The organism is Thermincola sp. GK-1 (assembly GCF_059412445.1).
The window spans coordinates 54,290-76,833 of sequence record NZ_JBSQAT010000010.1; the positions used below are offsets into that span (position 1 = coordinate 54,290).

Sequence of the window (22,544 nt, forward strand, 5' to 3'; positions counted from 1 at the left end):
GTTGAACATACCTCCAGTTTTGCCGTAAAGAGAGGTGAATAAGTTGTCAAATGTAACCTTGACCATAAACGGCCGCCAGGTTACTGTTCCGGCCGGAACCACTGTGCTGGAAGCTGCCGAAAAAATCGGCGCTTTTATCCCAACCTTTTGCTATGAAAAGGATTTAACGGCGCCGGGAGCATGCCGAATTTGCGTGGTGGAAATCGAAGGCTGGCGCAACCTGCCTGCTTCCTGTGTAACTGCAGTGGCTGATGGTATGGTGGTGCATACTGAATCACCGGCCGTGGTGGAAGCCAGGAAAACCATATTGGAGCTGCTAGTGGCTAACCACCCCCTGGATTGCATGACCTGCGAAAAATCGGGCAACTGCAAACTGCAGGATTACGCATACCGGTATGGGGTAACAGGTACAGCATTTGCAGGAGAAAAACACGCATACCGGCCTGATGATTCCAACCCTTATATTTACAGGGATCTCAACAAGTGTATCCTGTGTGGCAAATGTGTGGCTGCCTGTAACGCTGTACAGGAACGCAGTGTGATAAATTTTGCCTACCGTGGCTTTAATACCAAAATTGCCACCTTTCTGGACACTGATTTAAAGGATTCGGAATGTGTATACTGTAACCGCTGCGTAGCTGTATGCCCTGTTGGCGCCATCGTTGACAAAACCATGATGGGAAAGGGCCGGACCTGGGAATTAGAGAAGAAACAAGTTACCTGTACATTCTGTGCAGCGGGATGTGCATTTGATGTAAACTATAAAAACGGGAAAGTTGTAGGGGTTACAGCAGCCAATGCTGCTGCCGGCCGGCCTTTGTGTCTCAAAGGACGCCTGGGCGTGAATCTCTTGTATAACCCCGATTGCCCGGAAAAGCCATTAATCAAGAAGGATGGCGAATTTACCGAAGTTTCCTGGGAGGAAGCATTGGGGATTGCTCAGCTTCTGGAAAAGATCAATGCTTTGACCAAATAGGATACTCCTTACTCTCATGATAACCATGCCAATGTTAAAGGAGGGAGAGTTAGTGGCCGAGATAACTCTTACTATAGACGGCCAGCAGGTTACCGTACCGGCAGGGACAACGGTTCTGGAAGCGGCGGAACAGATTGGCGCTTTTATACCTACCTTTTGCCATGACCCTGAGCTTTCACAGCCGGGCGCTTGCCGGATTTGTGTGGTGGAAATCGAGGGCTGGCGCAATCTTCCTGCTTCCTGTGTTACGGCAGTGGCTGAAGGAATGGTTGTTCATACCGCTTCACCCGCTGTGGTAGAGGCACGGAAAACCATTCTTGATTTGATGTTGGCCAACCATCCGGAAGATTGTATGACCTGCCAGAAGTTTGGTAACTGCAAACTGGCCGACTATGCATATTATTACGGCATTAGAAAGTCCAGCTTTGAAGGAGAACGGCACAACGATCCTGTCGATGATTCCAGCGCTGTTATCCTCCGGGACACCAATAAATGTATTCTCTGCGGCAAATGCGTACGCGTTTGCGACGAAATTCAGGGCAGGCACGTATTGGATTTCATGTACCGCGGTTTTAATACCAAGGTCGGCCCCGCCTTTAATGAAGGCATGGGCGATTCAGAGTGCGTTTCCTGTGGCAGTTGTGTTGCCGTTTGTCCCGTAGGGGCCCTCACGGAAAAGAATATGCAGGGTTTGGGCCGTTCCTGGGAAGTTAAGAAGGTCAAGACTACCTGCCCATATTGCGGGTGCGGCTGTAACTTCGATTTGAACGTAAAAGACGGTAAAGTCATTGGTGTGACTTCCAACCCAACCAGTGAGGTTAATGGCCGTCACCTTTGCGTAAAAGGAAGGTTTGGCTATGACTTTGTCCATAGCCCTGACCGGTTAACCAAACCTTTAATCAAAAAAGAAGGCGACTTTGTAGAGGTCAGTTGGGATGAAGCGCTCAGTTACGTTGCGGCCAGGTTTAATGAACTGAAAGAAAAACACGGCAGCGATGCACTGGGTGCATTGACTTCCGCCCGCTGTACAAATGAGGAGAACTACCTGGTCAACAAACTGGCGCGGGTCGGTTTCGGGACCAACAATATTGACCACTGCGCCCGCCTCTGACACTCTGCTACTGTTGCCGGTCTGGCAACTGCATTCGGTAGTGGAGCAATGACCAACTCTATTGGAGAGATTAAAGACTGTGATTTCCTGTTTGTATTGGGTTCCAATACCACGGAAACCCACCCGATCATTGCCATTGAAATGAAAAAGGCAGTCCGCAGGGGCGCCACTCTGGTGGTAGCTGATCCGAGAAAAACGGAAATGGCGGAACTGGCTTCCTATTATATTCCATTAAAACCGGGCGCCAATATTCCTCTGCTTAATGCCATGTGCAATGTCATTATTGAGGAAGGCTTATATGACAAGGAGTTTGTTGCCAACAGGACTGAAGGCTTTGAGGAACTCAAGGAAGCTGTGGCTAACTTTACTCCGGAAAACTATGCCGGTATTATCGGTATTCCGGCGGAAACTATCCGGGAAATTGCCCGCGGTTTTGCCAGGGCTAAAAACGCGGCTATATTCTATACGATGGGCATTACCCAACATATAACGGGAACCAACAACGTACTGGCCATAGCTAACCTGGCCATGTTAACGGGCCAGATTGGAAAACCCAGTAGCGGCGTTAACCCGTTAAGGGGCCAAAATAACGTACAGGGTGCTTGTGATATGGGAGGCCTGCCCAACGTATTCCCCGGATATCAACCTGTTACGGACGCGGCTGTGGTGGAGAAATTCTCCAAAGCCTGGGGAGTGCAGCAGTCAAACAAAGTAGGGCTGACAGTGGGCGAGATGCTGGATGCAGCTCACCGTGGGGACTTGAAAGGGTTGTACATTCTCGGTGAAAACCCGATGCTCAGCGATCCTGATATCAACCACGTCAAAGAAGCTCTTGAACATTTGGAGTTTTTAGTTGTGCAGGACCTTTTCCTCACTGAAACCGCCATGCTTGCTGATGTGGTTCTGCCCGGCGCCAGCTTTGCGGAGAAGGACGGTACTTTCACTAATACCGAACGCCGTGTACAGCGGGTTCGTAAAGCTATTGATCCTATCCCTGGCAAAGCGGATTGGGAAGTTATTGCTGAAATCCTCACCCGGATGGGATACCCGCACCATTACAGCAGCGCATCGGAGATTTTTGATGAAATTGCCTCTGTTACGCCGCAGTATGCCGGTATTTCTTACGAACGGCTGGAGCGGGGAAGTTTGCAGTGGCCATGTCCCACTAAAGAACATCCCGGTACCAGATACCTGCATGAGGGTAAATTCTCCCGTGGCTTAGGCAAGTTTACCGGAGTAGACTTTAAACCACCGGCAGAACTTCCCGATGCCGAATATCCTTTCGTATTAAACACCGGCCGACGGTTATACCATTACCATACCGGTACCATGACCCGCCGGGCAAAAGGCCTGAACACCATTTACAGCGAAGAGTTCCTGGAAATTAACCCGGCCGATGCCAGGAAACTGGGTATCCAGGAAGGGGATATGGTTAAGGTAAGCTCCCGGCGGGGAGAAATCCTGCTGAAGGCTGATGTAACCGACAGAGTGCCGCCCGGCATGGTCTTTACCAGTTTTCATTTCTCCGAAGCGGCAGTTAATTTCCTGACCAATACGGCCAAAGACCCTGTTTGTAAGATACCTGAGTTAAAGGTGGCTGCTGTGAAAGTGGAAAAGGTAAGTTAGTAAAAGGGGAGGGCTGCCTTTTAGGCAGCCCTCAGATTGTAGACAAAGTCAAATTAGTACGATTGTAGCCGCTGCACCGGTGAAACAGCCGTTGCTCCGGGGCAGCACCTTCCCAGCTAAGGAGGGGTGGGAGGGGTTCTCCGCTACCAGGGAGCTTGATGCTGCAAAACCGCTGCCAGGCAGGCAGCGTTCCCGAACTCGATGGCTCATATTGCATTTCTAATAAGTTAGGCCGCCTCCCGTCCGGTCACTCAACATGTGTTGAGTGCCGGACTTCCCGGCGGCCTTCGCCATCTTCGAACATGCGGGAACTCCCTGCCTGCCCGGCTGCGGTTTTGCGGGCGCAGTCGCTCCCAAACGGTAGACGGAGAACCCTGCCCACCCCCCCTTTTTTTGCCGCTTGGCGTTCTACGCTGAAATAACTGTCACTTTAAGAAAAACAGAAAATACCGCTATGGAGGTAAAACAGTAAGTTGCGACCAGGTGGAGGGCGGATAGACAGTGTTAACGACAGTGAGGGCTTGAAATCACTGTTTCCGGCACGGATGCCGGAAACCCGGCCATGAGTCACGGACGACGATTTGGCCGGGTTCAGTGATTTCAACCGAACGGAGTGTACACTGTCTCTGCCCGTAACCTTGGAGCATGGACTGTTTTACCTCCATAGCGGCAACCGCAGCTTCGGCCTGGTTTTGCAGCACAAAGCTCCGGGGTAGCCCAGTCACCCCACCCACCCCTCCAAAAAAAACCGGCGGATTAAACCAGAGCTCCGTTCCGGAAAACATTTAACCTCCCCAAATTTATCAGAATGACCTTTGGCAACAGCCTGGGGGCTGCCTTTTAGGCAGTCCTTTGCGGTTTTGGAGGAATTTGACACGAAATGTCGAAACAGTATATTGGTATAAGCGGAATAACTTGCCAGTAGATGAGCGATACCTTGATAGTCCGTGCTTATTTTTGTTTATACAGTGGCCTTGATTTAAAAAGAAAACAGGGGTGGTTTGTATGGTTAAAGATATCCATGTGCCTCTTTTTAACCTGGTGATGTGTGTTTCCGGGGCCATCGACCTGGTAAGTCCCGCGCTTGTTGGCCACCATAAAAGGGTTGCCTATATAGCCAAAAGCATTGCCAGAGAAGCAGGAATAAGCAGTGAAGAACAAAACAATGTAGTGTTGGCCGGGCTTCTTCATGACAGTGGTGCATTAAGCGTAAAAGAACGGCTTGACGCTCTGGAATTCGAAACAAATAATGCTCAAAGCCATGCTCATACCGGATATTTGCTGTTGAGCAAGTTTGCGCCTTTTCAAGAGGCCGCCTTGTTGGTGAAGGACCACCATACTCCCTGGGCCCAGGGGACTCTACAGGAGGAAGTACCATTGGGGAGCCAAATAATCCACCTGGCAGACCGCATAGAAGTCCTTATCAACAGGAAACGGGAGATACTTGGTCAAGTCAAGGATATTTGTGCGCAAATACAAAAACAGTCGGGGCACCTGTTTTCCCCTGATTTAGTAGAAGTTTTTATGGGACTGGCCAAAAAAGAATATTTTTGGTTTGAGGCTTTGTCCCCTGCATTGGAGACAACTTTGCAAAACAGGGTCGGAATGGGGACGCTGGAATTAGATGATGACGGTCTGCTCAGTTTTGCCAAGATGCTCAGTCAAATTGTGGATTTCCGGAGTCCATTTACTGCCAGCCATTCCAGCGGGGTGGCGGCCAGTGCAAAGGCTTTGGCGAGATATGTTGGTTTCTCTGAACGTGAATGCAAAATGATGATGGTTGCCGGATATGTTCATGATTTAGGGAAACTGGCGGTACCTGCGCAGATTTTGGAAAAACCGGGCAGACTGGATGATAGAGAAATTGATATTATGCGCAGTCATGCCTTTTATACCCATTATGTGTTTGAGCCCTTACCAGACCTGGATATGATAAGAACATGGGCCGCTTTTCATCACGAAAGACTGGACGGAACAGGGTATCCTTTTCACCATTGCAGTGCAAACATATCCCTCGGCTCGCGTGTTATGGCAGTAGCTGATGTTTTTACGGCGCTCACGGAAGATCGGCCATACCGGGCAGGTTTGACCAGGGAGGAGGTAATGTCAATATTACGGAAAATGGTCGGAGAGCAAGCGCTGGATAGGCAGGTAGTAGCCACATTGGAAGCCCATTATGACGAAATCTACATGGTCAGGATTGAGGCCCAAAAGGCTGCAGATGCAGAATACCGAGCTTTCAAGGAAAAAGCTTAGGACTTTTTTTAGGCGAGCTCTGCAGAAGTTTATACTTTTTTTGCGCAGGCAGTAAAATTCCCCGACCGGTGATGAAAAATCAAGATAATTTCTTTCCGGCGGCAGCCCGGTTTTTGAGGATTTCGACAAAGGACTTTCGCTATAATAACCCCAGAGATTAAGCCTATAGGAGAAGGGGGTTTATAGTGGAATACAAATTTCATTATGGAGACAAAGAGGGCCAAAAATTAATGCTGGAACTCTTGATAGAAATGATGAAAGGATATCAGGAAGTGACTATACTTTGCATCGGAACGGACCGTGTTTCCGGGGACAGTCTCGGGCCATTGACCGGAACATTGATCAAGGAAGAGTATCCGTGGGCCCGTGTTTTTGGTACATTGGACACGCCTGTGCATGCGCTTAATCTGGAAGAAGTAACCCGTAAAATCAAGACCATGCATCCTTCTGCTTTGGTCATTGCTGTGGACGCCTGCTTGGGTCGGGCCAATAATGTAGATAATATCGTGCTGTGTGCAGAACCATTAAAGCCCGGCATCGGTGTGGATAAGGAATTGGCTCCTGTAGGAGACGTATCGGTAAAAGGGATAGTCAATGTGGGAGGGTTTATGCCTACGATGGTTTTACAAAGTACCCGTTTAAATTCTGTCTACAACATGGCAAAAATTATTGCCGGGACAATAGTCCAGGCTCTAGTGGCCCATAAGAATTTCAGGAACTTATACAAGCTTAAAGAAGCTTAAAGGTTGCAGTTTTATGTTATAAACATAATGATTATTATAACCGGCATGAACAAAGGGGTTTCCCAAAAGTTATGGGAGGCCCTTTTATAATGGTTTTTATAAGAATTTTAAAAAAACAAATTAGTAAAAATGTTAATTTTTTGTTTTTGAAATCGATAAATGAGAAGGAAATGCAAACCTTTTTGTAGAAATATGTCGGATATCAGAAAAAATTACCAGTTAATTAATGCCCAGGAAAGGCGGCCAAGTAGAATGCTAGTTAAGAAATTGCTGGGTAAATTACATCGGGTAAGCTTAAGAGGAAAAATACTTATTGCTTTTGTTGTTATTATGACTTTGTTTTTATATAGGGTAAGTTTTTCCACTAAATATTACATAGTGGAGAAACACGGGCAGGAGCAGGTAGGTACCATTTTACAGGGGGCGCATAACTATTTTTATGATAAGTTAGAAAATATGACGTACCTTTTTAGGACGATAACAACTGAAATGGAACTCCGAGATTACACCCCTGCACAAATGGCCAAGGTGAAAAACAAAGTCCAGGCCTGGCCAAGTGAAATTCGTCCTGATATTTTATTCTTCACCGATAAAGAGGGAAAAGTTATATATAGCAAGAACAATCCTGAACCGGTCAAAGATATTTATCAGCTTGACATTTTAAAACTAGCTACGATGCGTGGCGAAACAAGCGGAATTGAGGTTTTGGATAAGCAGCTTCTGGAAGCAGAAGGGGTGGCCGGGAATGCCTGTATAAATATAGTTCCAACCCCGCAAGCGACAAATTTGAAATACACCAAAGAATGCAAAGCGATGGCCATGATGGTGGTAGAACCCGTGCACAAAAATATGGGCATTGCCGGTTATGTGGTCTTGGGTAAAATTCTTAATAATAACAATACCATAGTGGACAATATCAAAAAAAATTTTGGTGCCCGGTCAACAATATTTCTTGATAAGGTCCGGATAGCGACCAATGTGACTAATGACCATGGTGACCGTGCTACAGGTACTTTGTTATCAGACCCGGTTTATGACAAGGTGATTAAAAAGGGTAGTAAATATACAGGTCGGGCTTTTGTAGTCAACAACTGGTACGTGACGGCTTATGAACCTATTAAGGATGTTAACGGTAAAGTAGTAGGGGCGCTTTATGTTGGGACAGAGGAAAAACCTTTGCTCGAAATGCAGCAGTCAGTGAACAATCAGATAAGGGTTACTTTGGCTGTTGCTATAGTAGTGTTTGCGATAGCAATTTTATGGGTTTACAGATCTGTTGTTAAACCGATCCACAACATTTCTACCGGGGTTTTGCACATTGCCCGCGGGGATTTTGGAACAAGGTTTCCGACATCCCAGCCGAACAGGTGCTGGGAAATAATGGATTGTCAGCAGGAAGAATGCCCGGCCTATAACAATGCCTTGATCAGGTGCTGGCTTTTATCGGATGCCTGGTGCCGGCATCAGGGCAATAATTGTGGAAAACCTGACTGCTGTTTACATTGCGATGTCTATAATATATACAGCGGTAACGAGTTAGACCGCCTTATCGATGCTGTGAATTTTATGGCTATGTTCATTGACGAACGTACAAAAGCAATGGAAGAGTTGAACAAACAACTGGAAGCCAATAACAAGGAATTAGCGGAACACCGGGATGAGTTGGAAAGTCAGAAAGAAAACTTATTGCAGTTGAACCGCCAACTGGAGGAATCGATGAAGGCGCTGGACCACAGTCAAAATATCATTTATGCCTTGGCCGTGGCCGTTGAGGCTAAAGACCCTTACACCCGGGGCCATTCTGAACGAGTTGCCGAGTATAGTATAAGGCTGGCTAAACGCCTTGGCATTAATGGTGATGACCTCGAACTTCTGAAAGGAGCTGCTCTTCTGCATGATATAGGCAAGATAGGTATCAGCGGCTCAATCTTGAGAAAACCAGGGGCCTTAAATGCGCTGGAATTCCAGCAGGTTAGAAAACACCCTTCCATAGGAGAACGCATCTGTCTTTCTCTGAAGTTTGCCCAGGAAATGTTGCCGATAATCAGACACCATCACGAGCATTACAACGGACAAGGCTACCCCGATGGGCTTAAAGGTGAACATATTCCTTTGATGGCGCGAATTATTGCTATCGCCGATGCTTATGACGCCATGACTTCCGACCGGCCATACCGGTCCGGCATGCCCCGGGAAGAAGCGTTGCGGCGTTTAAGAGAAGGCGCCGGCACCCAGTGGGATCCGAAATTGGTCCCCGAATTTATTAATCTGGTACAAAATGAGTTTGTAGAAGAAGTAGCAGTTTCCAAAGAAAATGGGCAGTTCCTGAGGTGATGAGGAGCCTGGCTTAAGCCAGGCTCTTTTTTCGTGGCGGTGAATTTTGTGGTTGGGGCTCGCGTAGTAATAAGTAAGCTGAATATTAATCGAAGGAGAGGGGTTAGGGGTGTTTGTACCGCGCAGGAATATTTACTTATTCTTTTGTCTAGTTAGCTGTTTTGTGTTGCTGGGGGTACGCAGCTTATTTTTGCTTGACGACACGGCCCCAGGTTTTCCTGGGGGCCAACCGGCAAAGGGACCGGAGTCTTTTAAAATATATATAACAGGGAAAGGTACGGTCACGGGGATAAAAACCGGCGGGTTAGGATTGGCCGTTTATGCGGTAGAAAAGATTCCCAGGGATCAAGGGCAGTTGTACAGGATTGGTTTAGTTGTGCTTAATACAACGGAAAAACCTAAAGAGTTAGATTTCAATGTAGCTTTAGTGAACAGTCAGGGTAGGGAAATTTTTTTGGAAAAGGAGTACCAAACGCCGGTGACGGTAGCGCCGCGGGAAGTTTCTCCGGGAACGATAGAAATAGAAGTTCCCGACCGGAAAAACGATTGGCACATGGAGTTGTGGGGAGGTTGTTTGGGGGCAAGAGTTGAGCTTTCTTTACGGGTAAATGTGGTGCGGCATCCCATGGAATAAAATTATTTAATGGCGGTAAAATTTAAACTTAGGAAAATTGAATGTTGAGGAGTGTAAAGGTCGTGAAAAAGGAAAGGAAAGAACTGGTAAAAGTGACGATAGTAGGCACGGGTTTTGTCGGTTCAACCACCGCCTTTGCTTTATTGATAAAGGGCTTAGCTTCGGAAATAGTTTTGATTGACAAGGACCATAGGAAGGCGGAAGGAGAGGCCATGGATCTGCGCCATGGCACTTCCCTGGCATTCCCGGTAAATGTTTATGCTGGCGACTATGAGCAGGCAGCGGGTTCTGATATAGTGATAATAACAGCAGGGGTAAACCAGAAACCGGGGGAGACAAGGATAGACCTGGTTAACAGGAATGCAGAAATCTTTAAAAAGATTATCCCCAAAGTCGCCCAATATTGTGCCGGGGCTGTATTATTGGTGGTTGCCAATCCGGTGGACATTCTTACTTATATTACAGTCAAGCTTTCGGGCTTCCCTCCGTCAAAGGTGATCGGTTCCGGGACATTACTGGACAGTTCCCGTTTCCGGCAGGCCCTGAGCGCCCACTGCGGCGTGGACGCCCGTAATGTACATGCCTACATTATAGGCGAACATGGGGATACGGAAGTGCCATTATGGAGCTTGACCAATATTGGCGGCGTTTCTATAGAAGAATTTTGCCTGTTGAGTGATAAAGGCTGCACCAGGCCTGAAAAAAAGAAGATTTTTGATGAGGTGAAAAACGCCGGTTATGACATAATCTCCAGGAAAGAAGCGACCTATTATGGCATTGGCCTGGCCCTGACCCGTATTATCGAGGCTGTAGTCAGAGATGAAAATTCAATCCTTACCGTATCCAGTTTACTGCAGGGCCAGTACGGTGTTTACGATGTATGTCTCAGCCTTCCTTCCGTGGTAAATAGAAACGGTATCAGCCGCGTGCTGGAACTGCCCCTTGACATTGAGGAGAGACAGGCTTTCAGGGAATCGGCTGCGGCCATGAAAGAGGTTTTGGCCAAGGTTAACCTTGGCGAAGCTGTAGTATCGAGCTATAAATAAGTTTAATGGGTTTAATAAAGGGATTTGGAAAACTCTGTAGAATACAAGACTTGATAGGGAAAACCATTGGCTAAAGGAAGGGATAACATGGTCGATAAAAACCGACTGCTGAGGCAACTGCCGGCTATAAATATAATCTTGCAGACAGCAGAGATCCAGGCGCTAATACGCGAGTACGGTCATCCGCTGGTTTCGGAAGCGGCGGGCGAAGTCGTTCAGCAGTTGCGGGAAAAAATCCTAAAAGCTGCTGAAGAGGATTACCGTGGCTTAGATCAGGAAATCACGTTGAAAAACATAATCGCCATGCTGATGCAAAGGGTATACGAAAAGGTGCAGCCCAGGTTGCGGCGGGTTATTAATGCAACGGGTATAGTTCTCCATACCAACCTTGGACGTGCCATTCTTGGCCAAAAGGTGACGGAAGCCCTTACTGAAGTGGCGTCAGGATACTCTAATCTGGAACTGGATTTGAGTACCGGGGAGCGCGGTTCGCGATATGCACACGTGGAGGGGCTGATATGCCGTCTGACCGGGGCGGAAGCAGCTTTGGTAGTGAATAACAATGCGGCTGCAGTTTTACTCGTTTTAAACACCCTGGCGAAAGATAAAGAAGTTGTGGTTTCCAGAGGCCAACTGGTGGAAATAGGTGGTTCCTTCAGAATCCCGGATGTCATGCGGCAGAGCGGTGCTATCCTTGTGGAAGTGGGTACGACCAATAAAACACACCTTGCCGATTACCTGAGAGCCATCACGGAAAACACTGCTTTGCTGTTAAAAGTACATACCAGCAATTACCGGATTATCGGGTTTACTTCCGAAGTATCTGTTTCGGAGCTGGCCCAAATAGGGCATGCCAAGGGAATACCTGTTTACGAGGACCTGGGCAGCGGGGTGCTGGTGGACTTTCGGAATTATGGCCTGACTTACGAACCTACTGTACAGGACAGCATACGGGCCGGCGTGGATTTGGTAAGTTTCAGCGGGGACAAGCTCTTTGGCGGACCCCAGGCGGGAATAATCGCAGGCCGCAGGGAACTGATCGAACAGTGCAAAAAGAATCCCCTGACCAGAGCCTTACGGGTAGATAAACTTACTTTTGCTGCCCTGGAAGCTACGCTGCGGATATACTTCGATGAAAACCGGGCGTTGATGGAAATACCGACTTTACAGATGCTGACTATTCCTTATGGTGATCTCCTGAAAAGAGTGAAACGAAACGCCCGCAATCTGAGTAAGGCCCTTGGCGGTAATGCCAAGGTAGAAGTAATACAGGGTTTTTCTCAGGTAGGTGGAGGAGCCCTGCCTGAGGAAAACATACCAAGCCCTCTGGTGGCCGTAAAACCTGTTTATGTTTCTGTCAACTGGCTGGAGGAGCACCTGCGCGGAGCCGGCACACCGATACTGGCCAGGATTCAGAAAGATCAACTGCTTTTGGATTACAGGACCATACTCCCCGACGAAGAAAACGAGGTTATAAGTGTAATCAGTGAACTGCTGGCTAATTCCAGCAGGTTGGTGGAACAGGAGGTGTCTTTTTGACCAAAAAGGAAATCAGTTGTACCCTGACATCTTTAACCTGTTCGGCGGGATGAGCGGCAAAAATAGGTCCGGAGGACCTGGCCAAAGTCATCAGTCTGTTGCCGTCAACTGGAAAAGACCCTAATTTACTGGTAGGGCTTGACACCTCCGACGATGCCGGGGTTTATAAGCTTACCGATGATATTGCCTTGATTCAGACTCTGGATTTCTTTACGCCTGTTGTAGACAACCCCTATGACTTCGGGCGAATTGCCGCCGCTAACGCCCTCAGCGATGTATATGCCATGGGGGGAAAGCCGCTCACGGCCATGAACCTGGTTGGGTTTCCGACTGAGACCCTGGGCTTGGAAATACTGGCGGAAATTTTACGGGGTGGCGCTGAAAAGGTATGTGAAGCAGGCGCTGTACTACTGGGTGGGCATTCCGTCGAAGATAAAGAACCCAAATACGGTTTATCCGTAACCGGGATTATCCATCCGGACCGGGTTCTGACCAATGCAGCGGCAAAACCGGGAGACGTGCTTATTTTAACTAAACCGCTGGGCATCGGTATCATTACCACTGCCCTGAAAGCAGGCATGGCTTCTGAAGAGGCGGAGAGGGAAGCTACGGCAGTCATGAGCGCTTTAAATAAGGATGCCGCAGAAATCATGCAGGAAGTGGGCGCCCATGCCTGTACAGATGTAACGGGATTCGGTCTTCTGGGCCATGCTCTGGAATTGGCTAAAGCGAGCTCGGTAAATGTAAGGATTTTTGCTGAAGAGGTGCCGGTCCTGGCCCCGGCCCGGGAATATGTACGCTACGGCTTGATTCCTGCCGGTACAAGAAGAAACCTGAAATATGTTGCTCAGTTTACCCGATTTGACGACAACCTGGAGGAAGAAGAAAGGATTATACTGGCAGATACCATTACTTCCGGAGGCCTACTCATTTCGCTGCCGGAAGAAAAAGCTGCCCGTTATATGGAGCTTAGCCGTGAAAAGGGGCTGAATGCTGCCATAATAGGTGAAGTCATCCCCGGGAAGGGAAATCTTGAAGTATACAAGGAGAGTTAGCGGTGATTATCGAATCTGTGCGTTTGACATATAAACAACCTTTGGTAAACAAATATCTCTACCATTTTCCTGCTGTGGAATGCCTTTTTTCGGCTAACCCCTACAGGCTTGCCGATTTTCAGCACCGCCTGCAGACAGTGGCCAATGAATATAAGGCGGACCGGGAGGAACTGGTCCGTATTTTGCTGTCCTACAACAAAAATTTAGGCTGCAGTCAGAAAACCGTGGCCAATATCGAAATGTTAAGAGACAAAAACAGCGTGGTCGTTATAACCGGACAGCAGGCCGGGGTTTTCACGGGCCCTTTATATACCATCTATAAAACTATTACGGTCATACAGTTGGCGCAAAAGTTATCAAGAGACCTGGGGTGTCCCGTGATACCCTTTTTCTGGGTGGCCAGCGAAGACCACGATTTCCAGGAAATAAATCACCTGGACTTCATTAACAGGCAGGGCCGGTTGGACCGGTTAGTACTGGAAGAAGAACCGGGAGGCAAATTCTCGGTTGGGCATATTCCTGTTTCGGAAGCTGTTTATAAATTAATAGATGCCCTGGCGGAGTCCACTAATCCGGCCGAGTGGAAGGAAGGTTATATAGAGCAGTTGAAAGACTATGCCTGTTCTTCCGAAAACCTTGCCGAGTGGTTTGCCAGGATTATGACGGGGTTTTTCACTGATTACGGGTTGGTCATGGTTCATCCTATGCTGCCGGGTATACGTAAGCTGATGGCGCCATTGTTCGAACAGTTTGTTATCCGGTCCGAAGAGGTAAACAGGGCTCTGGAACAGGGTAAGAACATGGTTATGGATTTGGGCTTTACGCCCCAGGTGGACAAAGATCCCGAACACCTGCACCTTTTTCGTTATGTAGACGGGGAACGCCTGCCTCTATTAAAGGAAAATGATGTTTTCACTGTACGGGGCAGGGATTTGCATTGGCGCGAGGACGAACTGTTGGCCGCCATCAGGGATAATCCTGAGGATTTCAGTCCTAACGTGGTTCTGCGGCCCGTAGCTCAGGATTATGTGTTACCCCTTTTGGCTTACGTGGCGGGACCCGGGGAAATATCCTATTATGCCCTGTACAAAGCAATTTATCCTCTTTTTGGTATGAACATGCCGATAATTTATCCCCGCGCTAATATAACTCTTTTGGAAGGGAATATTTCCAAACTGATGCAAAAATACGGCCTCTCTTTGAATGATGTGGTAGAAGGGATGGAAGAAAAACAACGGCAGCTTTTAAAGGAACTGGAAACTGTAGATATTGAAGGGCTTTTTAACGGTTTCCGGGAAAAGGTCGGGCGCTGTTTCCAAGAAGTAAACGATGAGGTGATTGTCATCGACCCGTCTTTGCGGAGAGTAGGGGAAGAGGCATGGAATAAAGCACTATATCAGATCAACCATTACTATGAAAAAGTTCAGCAGTACCATCGAAAGAAAAATGATACCCTGGTCCGCCAGTTGGGAAAAATATCCCTTTCTTTGTTTCCCAAAAACAACTTCCAGGAAAGGGTATTTAATATATTCCCTTACCTATTTAAACATGGACCAGGTTTAATAAACGGGCTGGTCGGCCTGCCCTTGATTGAAGGTACGGACCATAAAATTGTACATATTAATCCGGAAATTTAATCCCAGATAACGTAAAAAAGTTACAGTTTTAACTTTTGCTTTATTATCCGGGGTAGCAGGTTGAAGGAAACAGTCGATTTTTGTGGAATAGTATTATATTAAAGAAAATATTTTTAAATAGCCCTTCGAAAGGCAGGCGAAGCCGGTTGAAAAAAATATTTATTATTGACACAAACGTCTTGCTGCACGACCCACTGGCCATTACGAAATTCCAGGACAATGATGTGGTAATTCCCCTGGTGGCTATCGAAGAAATGGATAACCAAAAAAGAAGGCAGGATGAAGTCGGGCGCAACGCCAGGCGGGTAGCCAGGTTAATTGACGAACTCAGGGGAAAGGGCAAAATTTATGAAGGGGTACCTACAGAAAAAGGCGGTACTATTAAAGTGGAACTAAATCATCAGCATTTTGACAAGTTATGCGCGGGCCTGGAGCGAAGTAAATCCGATAACCGTATTCTGGCAGTTGCACTGGCTTATAAAGAAGAATTTCCAGATAAACAGGTAATCCTGGTTACTAAGGATACTTACCTGCGGATAAAGGCTGATGTATGTGGTGTTAACTCAGAAGATTACAAGACCGACAAAGTTAACCTGGACGAATTATATACAGGTATCAAGGAAGTACAGGTGAAACCGGAACTTATTGATCAGTTCTACAGTAAAAACATCCTCCCCTGGGAGGAAGAACTGTTTCCCAACCAATTTGTGTACCTTACTGATGAATACGGATCCAGCAAATCTGCTTTGACCAGATATAATCCCGATAAAAAGGCTTTGGTGCCGCTCCTGTTTGCCAACACCGATGCCTGGGGCATTAAAGCCAGGAACAAAGAACAGCGCTTTGCCATGGAACTGTTGATGGATGACCATGTAAGTCTGGTAACCCTGGTGGGGCAAGCTGGTACAGGGAAGACACTCCTGGCTGTTGCCGCTGGGTTGCAAAAAGTGATTGAAGAAGGAGTTTACCGGAAGCTTCTCATTACCAGGCCTGTTATACCTTTGGGAAATGATATCGGATTCCTGCCGGGGGACAAAGATGAAAAAATGCGTCCTTGGATGAGCCCGATTTACGATAATCTTGAGTACATTTTCGGTCAGGGCAGGGACATGAAGAAGGAGAAGGAATTTGATAAACCCAAAGGCAACAATATAGACAGCCTTATACAGTATTTTAAGGACAAAGGCCAGTTAGAGCTGGAAGCTCTTACTTATATCAGGGGTCGGACAATACCGCGGCAGTATCTGATTGTTGACGAAGCCCAAAACCTTACGCCCCATGAAGTTAAAACTATTTTGACCAGGGCCGGGGAAGGGACCAAGGTAGTGCTAACCGGAGACCCGCAGCAAATTGACCACCCCTACCTGGATTCCAGCAGCAACGGTCTTACGTACGTGGTGGAGAAATTTAAGGGTATTGGTTTGGCCGGGCATGTGACCTTTGTGAAAGGGGAGCGTTCCGAACTGGCCCAGACGGCAGCGGAAATAATTTAAGCAATTTAACCAAATAATAACTCCGAGCTGACAGGCCTAAGGGTGTTCAACCTATGGTCTCCAGCCATGACTATGTATAGTTAAGGGTATCCCAGGAAACTGCGATGCCTCCCGGTGGAAAGGAGAAAAACAAAGTTTAGTAGGCGCCTTTCCCGGCGCCTGTTTTTTTTAGGGGAAGCCATAAACAGCTATTGTTCAAATCACAGTTGTGATAGGAGGGATAAATATGCATGAAGTTAGTGAAGAGGTATTGAAAGCCGTAAAAGAGGCGGCGCCGGAGGGGAGAATTACCTGCGCCCGGGCCCATGAGCTTGCTGAACAACTGAAAGTGCCCTTAATCGTAATTGGGCAGGCAGCGGACCGGCTGAACATCAAGATAAAGAACTGCCAGTTAGGTTGTTTTTAATGGAAACTGCCAATACTTTATATTGAGATGACTGTGATTAGGAGGAATCTTTATTGCCGGAACTCTTAAAGTTAGCTACCATCGATGGAGCCTGGGAGCTTTTCAATAAGCAATTTTCCCCGCAGTTGAGGGTGGAAAAACTGCCGCTGATGGATTGCCTGAACCGGGTTATAGCCGAAGACATCATCTCTGGGGTAAATGTGCCCAACTTTGCCAGGTCTACCATGGATGGTCTGGCCGTAATAGCGCGGGATACCTTTGGAGCTACCGAAGGAATGCCGGCGTATTTGGAAATAACAGGAGAAGTTTTCATGGGCCAGGAGGCCAAAGAACCTATCAAGCCGGGGACAGCAATAAAAATATCAACGGGCGGCATGTTGCCGCCCGGCGCTGATGCAGTGGTCATGGTTGAGTATACAGAACAGTTGGATGATTCCACTGTTGCTGTACTGAAACAGGTGGCACCGGGGGAAAACATAGTGCGGGCCGGAGAGGACGTCGGGGCCGGGGACAGGCTGGTGGCCCGGGGAACTTTGCTGCGGCCCCAGGAAATCGGCGCATTGGCCGGTATCGGCTGTACCGAATGCCAGGTATATGCTAAACCAAAGGTAACCATCATTTCGACAGGCGATGAAATCGTAGACCCCCGCCAGGAACCGGGCATTGGCCAGATTCGGGATATAAATTCCTACGCCATTGCGGCTTTGGCGGCCAATGCCGGAGGGCAGCCTTATATTTACGGTATCGTGGAGGACACCTTTGAGGTTTTGGAAAAAGCTATATCAGAAGCTTTGCAGGGTGCAGACATAGTTGTGGTTTCCGGGGGGAGTTCGATGGGGGTACGTGATGTCACGGCCAGGGTAATCAACGCACTAGGGACGCCGGGTGTTTTGGTTCATGGCGTTTCTGTGAAGCCCGGCAAACCAACCATACTTGGTGTGGTGGAAGGTAAACCGGTCTTGGGCCTGCCGGGGCATCCTGTTTCGGCCATGGCGCTGAGTGAGATTTTCCTGGTTCCTTTAATACGGGCTTATAACGGTTTGGGATTAACCCCTGTTCCCCGCCGGACTGTTTCAGCCACGTTGGGACGGAACCTGGCTTCGGCCAGTGGGCGTCTGGACGTGGTACGGGTTACCCTTGAGCATGGGGAAAACGGATTAGTGGCTATGCCTGTTTTGGGTAAATCGGGTTTAATCACTACTATGGTTAAAGCCGACGGGTTTATTGAAATACCTATGGAAAAACAGGGGTTGGCCGCCGGGGAGCCCGTGCAGGTGAAGTTATATTAAAAGAAATGAGAAGGAGCAGGTTATGTCCAGAACTATTTATTTAGATAACATTCCCTTAGAAACCGCGCGGGAAAAATTTTTTTTACGCCTCAATCAGCCGGTGCTTTTAAAGTCGGAACAAATACCAACAGAGCTCAGTCTTGGACGGGTAACGGCTGAACCGGTTTTTGCCTGTCTTTCTTCCCCTCATTACCATGCCTCGGCCATGGACGGATATGCTGTCAAAGCCGCGTCCACTTTTGGAGCGTCAGAAACTTTACCGGTACAGTTAAAGACAGGGGAAGAAGCTGTTCTTGTTGATACGGGTGATCCGCTGCCTCAGGGTTATGATGCGGTGGTGATGATAGAAGATGTCCATTATATTGATGAGAATACTATTGAAATTATTCAACCGGTGGCGCCCTGGGAAAACATACGCACCGTTGGAGAAGATTTAGTGGCCACGGAAATGATTTTGCCGGCCAACCACATCATCAGGCCGGTGGATATTGGCGCCATGCTGGCGGGCGGAGTAAACGAGGTAAGTGTCCGGGTGAAACCGGTAGTAGCCATACTGCCGACGGGAACGGAATTGGTTCAGCCCGGCAGCCCGCTGAAACCGGGGGATATAATTGAGTACAATTCCCGGGTTATCTCCGGATTGGTAACGGAATGGGGAGGGCAACCTAAAGTATGGGGAATTACGCCTGATGATTACGGTTTGCTTCTCGAAAGGATAGGCCAGGCGGTGGCTGAAGCCGATATTGTGGTTGTGAATGCCGGTTCATCGGCGGGAACAGAAGATTTCACGGCCAGGGCAGTGGCCGAACTGGGGGAGCTTTTGGTACACGGGGTGGCCATTAAACCGGGCAAACCCGTAATTTTAGGCCTGGTGAAAGGAAAACCTGTTATAGGCATACCTGGTTACCCCGTATCGGCTGTATTAAATTGTGAGTTGTTTTTACGCCCCCTGCTAGGTAAAATGTTAGGGATTGAGCCGGGATTAAGGGAAACGGCCAAAGCTGTTTTGGCCAGAAGGGTAGTATCTCCGCAGGGAGTGGACGAATTTGTCCGTGTAAAGCTGGGGCAGGTAGGAGATAGGATTGTTGCCACCCCCTTGTCCCGTGGTGCAGGCATCATTATGTCCCTGGTCAGGGCCGACGGTCTTTTGCAGGTACCCAAATTAATGGAAGGTTTGGAAGCAGGTGCAGAAGTAGAGGTTGAACTGTTCCGGACCAAAGAGGAAATAAGGAATACTGTGGTCGCTGTGGGCAGCCACGATATCAGCCTTGACATTTTAGGCAATTTGCTGAAAGAAAGGTTTCCAAGGCTGAGCTTGTCTTCTGCTCATGTAGGAAGCCTGGGCGGTTTGATGGCCATAAAAAGAGGCGAGTGCCACATAGCAGGTATGCATATGCTTGATGAGCAAACGGGGGAATATAACCTGCCATATATCGAAAGACTGCTAAAACATCAACAGGTAACCGTTATTAACCTGATGTACAGGCAGCAGGGATTTATTGTGGCCAGAGGAAACCCCAAACAGATTAAAGGAATAGAAGACCTGGTCAGAAATGATGTGCGGTTTATCAACCGGCAACGTGGCGCCGGCACCAGAATTTTACTTGATTATTACCTGAAACAAAAGGGGATAGATCCAGAACTGATAGCAGGTTACGATAGGGAAGAATACACCCATATGGCTGTGGCTGTGGCCGTGGCCAGTGGGACGGTAGACACCGGCCTTGGCATTCTTGCCGCTGCCCACGCCCTGGATTTGGATTTTATCCCCTTAACGGAAGAAAGATATGACCTGGTAATTCCCGCGGAATTTTGGCATACCGATTTAATCAATGCTCTGATGGAAATTATCAGATCCGATAAGTTTAAAGTAAGGGTAGCCGGCCTGGGCGGTTACGATATGCGGGACACCGGAAAAGTATTAATGCAGAGCTAATGTTGCGAGGAGGAAACAGATATGCTAGATAATTTTGCAAGAGAGATAAATTACCTCCGGGTCTCTGTTACTGACCGCTGCAATTACCGTTGCGTATATTGTATGCCGGCCGAGGGAGTTCCTATGCACAGCCGGGACGAGATTCTCAGTTTGGAGGAAATTTTGAAAGTAATTAAAAGTTCGACCAAGCTGGGGATAAGAAAAATAAGGCTTACCGGTGGTGAGCCTTTGGTGCGGAAAGGTATCATAAACCTGGTGCAGGAAATTGCGCGGATACCCCAGATAGACGACATCGCCTTGACGACTAACGGGGCCCTTTTGCCCGCATATGCTACCGCTTTAAAAGAAGCCGGTCTGAAAAGGGTAAATATAAGCCTGGATACTTTAAAGCCTGACCGTTTTCGGCAGATTACCAGGGTTGGCCGACTGCGGGATGTGTGGGCAGGGATTGAAGCGGCATGGGAAGAGGGGTTTGAGCCTGTTAAGATAAATACGGTGGTTATTCGGGGCTTTAACGATGATGAAATACTGGATTTTGTAAATCTGACCAAGAAGTTGCCGCTGCATATCAGGTTTATTGAGTTAATGCCCATTGGTGTGAGCGATAAATTTCCGGCTGACAAATTTTTCTCAGTCAGGCAGATAAAAGCAAAAATAAGTCGATACGAAAATCTCGAAGTGGCCAAAAAGCTTGCCGGAAACGGCCCGGCCAGATATTATAAAATTCCGGGTGCGATGGGCAGCATCGGATTTATCAGCGCTCTGAGCGACCATTTTTGTGGTCAATGCAACCGGCTCAGGTTAACTTCCGAAGGGAAACTGCGCCCTTGCCTGCATTCGCCGCAGGAAGTGGATTTAAAAGCCTCACTCAGGCTAGGGTTAAGTGAGGAGGAGTTGGCTGAGGTCATGAGACAAGCGGTGCTGAGCAAACCGGAGGGGCATACCATGAATGCCCGGGGCTGGGGCGATAACAACAGAACCATGTCACAAATAGGAGGCTGATAAATGAGTAAGTTGACCCATTTCAATCCGCAGGGGCGGGCCAGGATGGTGGATGTTTCAGCTAAGGATGATACGGAAAGGATGGCTGTGGCAGCAGGGGAAATCCGCATGGCGGTGCAAACCCTGGAGGCTATAAAAACAGGGAGTTTAAAAAAAGGCGATGTTCTGGCAGTCGCCCAGGTGGCCGGTATTATGGCCGCTAAAAATACTGCTGCCCTTATTCCCATGTGCCATCCGCTTTTTCTTACCGGAGTGGATATTGACTTTACCATTGACGAAGTTAATTCCAGGGTAATCATTAAAGCCGCAGTGAAAACAACGGGCAAAACCGGTGTGGAAATGGAAGCCCTTACCGCGGTTTCCGCTGCTGCGCTGACTATTTACGATATGTGCAAGGCTATTGATAAAGGCATGATTATCGGAGATATCAGGCTTTTGGAGAAAAAAGGCGGCAAGAGCGGACATTATATTAGACAGGGGGAACCGAAGTGACGGGGAAAATTGTGGCGGTATGTACCAGCGAAAAGAAGGGAACACGGAAGAAGAATGTTGGAGCAGGACGGTTAATTATCGGGCACGGCCTGGAAGGCGATGCCCATGCCGGGCTATGGCACAGACAGGTGAGTTTACTGGCTCTGGAAAGTATTGAAAAGATGCGGCAGAAAGGCCTGGATGTGAACCCCGGTGATTTTGCCGAAAACCTTACCACCCAAGGCATTAGTTTGACGGACCTGCCACTGGGCACCAAGCTCAAAATTGGCGAGAAGGCTATAGGCGAAGTTACGCAGATCGGAAAAGTCTGCCACGACCGGTGCGCCATTTATTACCAGGCAGGAGACTGTGTTATGCCGCGGGAAGGAATTTTCATCAGAGTGCTAAAAGAAGGTACCGTTAAGGTCGGGGATACTATAGAGGTGATAAAGGATGTATAGGGTGGGGATTATTACGGCCTCTGACAAGGGCAGCCGCGGTGAAAGGGAAGACCTGAGCGGGCCTGTTATCAAGAAGAAAGTTGCGGAAATAAAGGGTCGGGTTGAACATTATGTAATCTTACCGGATGACCGCCAAACCATTGCCGAGCGATTAAAGGACTGGGCAGATAACCAAGGTTTAGATTTGATTTTTACTACGGGAGGGACCGGTTTCGGGCCCAGGGACGTTACTCCTGAAGCTACTCTGGATGTGGTGGAACGTTTAGTCCCGGGGATTCCCGAAGCAATGCGGGCGGAAAGTATGAAAATAACGCCCCGGGCCATGCTTTCCAGGGCTACAGCCGGGATCAGGGGGAAAACCTTGATTATTAATCTGCCCGGCAGTCCCAAAGCAGTAGAGGAAAGTTTAGACTGGATATTGCCTGCTTTACCCCATGGATTGGATATTTTAAAAGGTACTGCCGGAGAATGTGCCAGACGGGGTTAAGTTGTTAACTTTATTAACACTTGTAAAAAAAATATACAAAAT

20 protein-coding genes and 1 riboswitch are annotated in these 22,544 nt (G+C 48.1%); of the genes, 18 read left to right on the forward strand and 2 right to left on the reverse strand.

Translation table 11 applies throughout. The features are described from left to right. The first annotated feature begins 43 nt into the window (after positions 1-43). Together ACSNJE_RS10615 and fdhF are read left to right on the forward strand one after the other, a co-directional pair. Positions 44-976, forward strand: a complete 933-nt coding sequence (locus tag ACSNJE_RS10615; protein ID WP_152909000.1) for an NADH-quinone oxidoreductase subunit G — start codon at positions 44-46, stop codon at positions 974-976. Between the two features lie 52 nt (positions 977-1,028). After that, positions 1,029-3,713, forward strand: coding sequence for a formate dehydrogenase subunit alpha (fdhF, locus tag ACSNJE_RS10620; RefSeq protein WP_495252633.1), 2,685 nt, complete (start codon positions 1,029-1,031; stop codon positions 3,711-3,713). A 247-nt stretch (positions 3,714-3,960) separates the two neighbouring features. Here the strand turns inward: fdhF and ACSNJE_RS10625 are convergent, their stop codons facing one another. Continuing rightward, entirely contained in the window at positions 3,961-4,095 is a 135-nt protein-coding gene (locus ACSNJE_RS10625) for a hypothetical protein (protein ID WP_495252634.1), read from the reverse strand. A gap of 145 nt (positions 4,096-4,240) precedes the next feature. Next, the gene (locus ACSNJE_RS10630) at positions 4,241-4,438 is read right to left on the reverse strand and encodes a hypothetical protein (RefSeq protein WP_495252635.1); all 198 of its coding nucleotides are present in this window, start codon (positions 4,436-4,438) and stop codon (positions 4,241-4,243) included. 280 nt (positions 4,439-4,718) lie between these two features. Between ACSNJE_RS10630 and ACSNJE_RS10635 the strand changes: the two genes are divergently transcribed. The 16 genes from ACSNJE_RS10635 to ACSNJE_RS10710 all read left to right on the forward strand — a co-directional run bounded on the left by ACSNJE_RS10635 (position 4,719) and on the right by ACSNJE_RS10710 (position 22,502). Further along, complete coding sequence (locus ACSNJE_RS10635) at positions 4,719-5,969, forward strand: HD-GYP domain-containing protein (protein ID WP_495252636.1); 1,251 nt, start codon at positions 4,719-4,721, stop codon at positions 5,967-5,969. Between the two features lie 185 nt (positions 5,970-6,154). Beyond that, positions 6,155-6,712, forward strand: a complete 558-nt coding sequence (gene yyaC / locus ACSNJE_RS10640; protein WP_013119635.1) for a spore protease YyaC — start codon at positions 6,155-6,157, stop codon at positions 6,710-6,712. Between the two features lie 252 nt (positions 6,713-6,964). Further along, complete coding sequence (locus tag ACSNJE_RS10645) at positions 6,965-9,046, forward strand: cache domain-containing protein (protein WP_474773620.1); 2,082 nt, start codon at positions 6,965-6,967, stop codon at positions 9,044-9,046. Between the two features lie 190 nt (positions 9,047-9,236). Beyond that, positions 9,237-9,680, forward strand: a complete 444-nt coding sequence (locus ACSNJE_RS10650) for a hypothetical protein (protein ID WP_495252637.1) — start codon at positions 9,237-9,239, stop codon at positions 9,678-9,680. Between the two features lie 41 nt (positions 9,681-9,721). After that, positions 9,722-10,726, forward strand: coding sequence for an L-lactate dehydrogenase (locus ACSNJE_RS10655; RefSeq protein ID WP_495252638.1), 1,005 nt, complete (start codon positions 9,722-9,724; stop codon positions 10,724-10,726). A gap of 87 nt (positions 10,727-10,813) precedes the next feature. Next, complete coding sequence (selA, locus tag ACSNJE_RS10660) at positions 10,814-12,265, forward strand: L-seryl-tRNA(Sec) selenium transferase (protein ID WP_013119640.1); 1,452 nt, start codon at positions 10,814-10,816, stop codon at positions 12,263-12,265. After that, on the forward strand, positions 12,262-13,320 hold the full coding sequence (gene selD, locus ACSNJE_RS10665; protein WP_474773617.1) for a selenide, water dikinase SelD: 1,059 nt from the start codon (positions 12,262-12,264) through the stop codon (positions 13,318-13,320). Before selA ends, selD begins: the two co-directional genes overlap by 4 nt. 2 nt (positions 13,321-13,322) lie before the next feature. Next, positions 13,323-14,957: a bacillithiol biosynthesis cysteine-adding enzyme BshC gene (bshC, locus tag ACSNJE_RS10670; protein ID WP_495252639.1), complete on the forward strand. Its 1,635-nt coding sequence runs from the start codon at positions 13,323-13,325 to the stop codon at positions 14,955-14,957. 146 nt (positions 14,958-15,103) lie between these two features. Continuing rightward, on the forward strand, positions 15,104-16,450 hold the full coding sequence (locus ACSNJE_RS10675; RefSeq protein WP_052218521.1) for a PhoH family protein: 1,347 nt from the start codon (positions 15,104-15,106) through the stop codon (positions 16,448-16,450). A gap of 8 nt (positions 16,451-16,458) precedes the next feature. Beyond that, a riboswitch (molybdenum cofactor riboswitch) is annotated at positions 16,459-16,591 on the forward strand. 85 nt (positions 16,592-16,676) lie between these two features. Next, entirely contained in the window at positions 16,677-16,856 is a 180-nt protein-coding gene (locus ACSNJE_RS10680; protein ID WP_052218486.1) for a hypothetical protein, read from the forward strand. Positions 16,857-16,909: 53 nt separating this feature from the next. After that, on the forward strand, positions 16,910-18,145 hold the full coding sequence (locus tag ACSNJE_RS10685) for a molybdopterin-binding protein (RefSeq protein ID WP_495252640.1): 1,236 nt from the start codon (positions 16,910-16,912) through the stop codon (positions 18,143-18,145). A gap of 22 nt (positions 18,146-18,167) precedes the next feature. Next, positions 18,168-20,081, forward strand: a complete 1,914-nt coding sequence (locus ACSNJE_RS10690) for a molybdopterin biosynthesis protein (RefSeq protein ID WP_495252641.1) — start codon at positions 18,168-18,170, stop codon at positions 20,079-20,081. Positions 20,082-20,102: 21 nt separating this feature from the next. After that, complete coding sequence (gene moaA / locus ACSNJE_RS10695; protein WP_052218489.1) at positions 20,103-21,083, forward strand: GTP 3',8-cyclase MoaA; 981 nt, start codon at positions 20,103-20,105, stop codon at positions 21,081-21,083. A 3-nt stretch (positions 21,084-21,086) separates the two neighbouring features. After that, positions 21,087-21,575 (forward strand): cyclic pyranopterin monophosphate synthase MoaC, encoded by a 489-nt coding sequence (gene moaC, locus ACSNJE_RS10700; protein WP_013119648.1) that lies wholly within the window; start codon positions 21,087-21,089, stop codon positions 21,573-21,575. Beyond that, a complete protein-coding gene (locus ACSNJE_RS10705) occupies positions 21,572-22,015 on the forward strand; it encodes an MOSC domain-containing protein (protein ID WP_495252642.1) in 444 nt (147 codons plus the stop codon). Before moaC ends, ACSNJE_RS10705 begins: the two co-directional genes overlap by 4 nt. Next, a complete protein-coding gene (locus tag ACSNJE_RS10710) occupies positions 22,008-22,502 on the forward strand; it encodes a MogA/MoaB family molybdenum cofactor biosynthesis protein (protein WP_052218492.1) in 495 nt (164 codons plus the stop codon). The genes ACSNJE_RS10705 and ACSNJE_RS10710 overlap by 8 nt, the downstream gene beginning before the upstream one ends. The last annotated feature ends 42 nt before the right edge of the window (positions 22,503-22,544 follow it).

What these genes read in the sequence shown, in the direction of transcription:
- ACSNJE_RS10710 (WP_052218492.1), top strand. Translation starts at nt 22,008, where the DNA reads ATGTATAGGGTGGGGATTATTACGGCCTCTGACAAGGGCAGCCGCGGT.
- moaA (WP_052218489.1), top strand. Translation starts at nt 20,103, where the DNA reads ATGCTAGATAATTTTGCAAGAGAGATAAATTACCTCCGGGTCTCTGTT.
- ACSNJE_RS10635 (WP_495252636.1), top strand. Translation starts at nt 4,719, where the DNA reads ATGGTTAAAGATATCCATGTGCCTCTTTTTAACCTGGTGATGTGTGTT.
- ACSNJE_RS10655 (WP_495252638.1), top strand. Translation starts at nt 9,722, where the DNA reads ATGTTGAGGAGTGTAAAGGTCGTGAAAAAGGAAAGGAAAGAACTGGTA.
- selA (WP_013119640.1), top strand. Translation starts at nt 10,814, where the DNA reads ATGGTCGATAAAAACCGACTGCTGAGGCAACTGCCGGCTATAAATATA.
- moaC (WP_013119648.1), top strand. Translation starts at nt 21,087, where the DNA reads ATGAGTAAGTTGACCCATTTCAATCCGCAGGGGCGGGCCAGGATGGTG.
- ACSNJE_RS10680 (WP_052218486.1), top strand. Translation starts at nt 16,677, where the DNA reads ATGCATGAAGTTAGTGAAGAGGTATTGAAAGCCGTAAAAGAGGCGGCG.
- ACSNJE_RS10645 (WP_474773620.1), top strand. Translation starts at nt 6,965, where the DNA reads ATGCTAGTTAAGAAATTGCTGGGTAAATTACATCGGGTAAGCTTAAGA.
- ACSNJE_RS10690 (WP_495252641.1), top strand. Translation starts at nt 18,168, where the DNA reads ATGTCCAGAACTATTTATTTAGATAACATTCCCTTAGAAACCGCGCGG.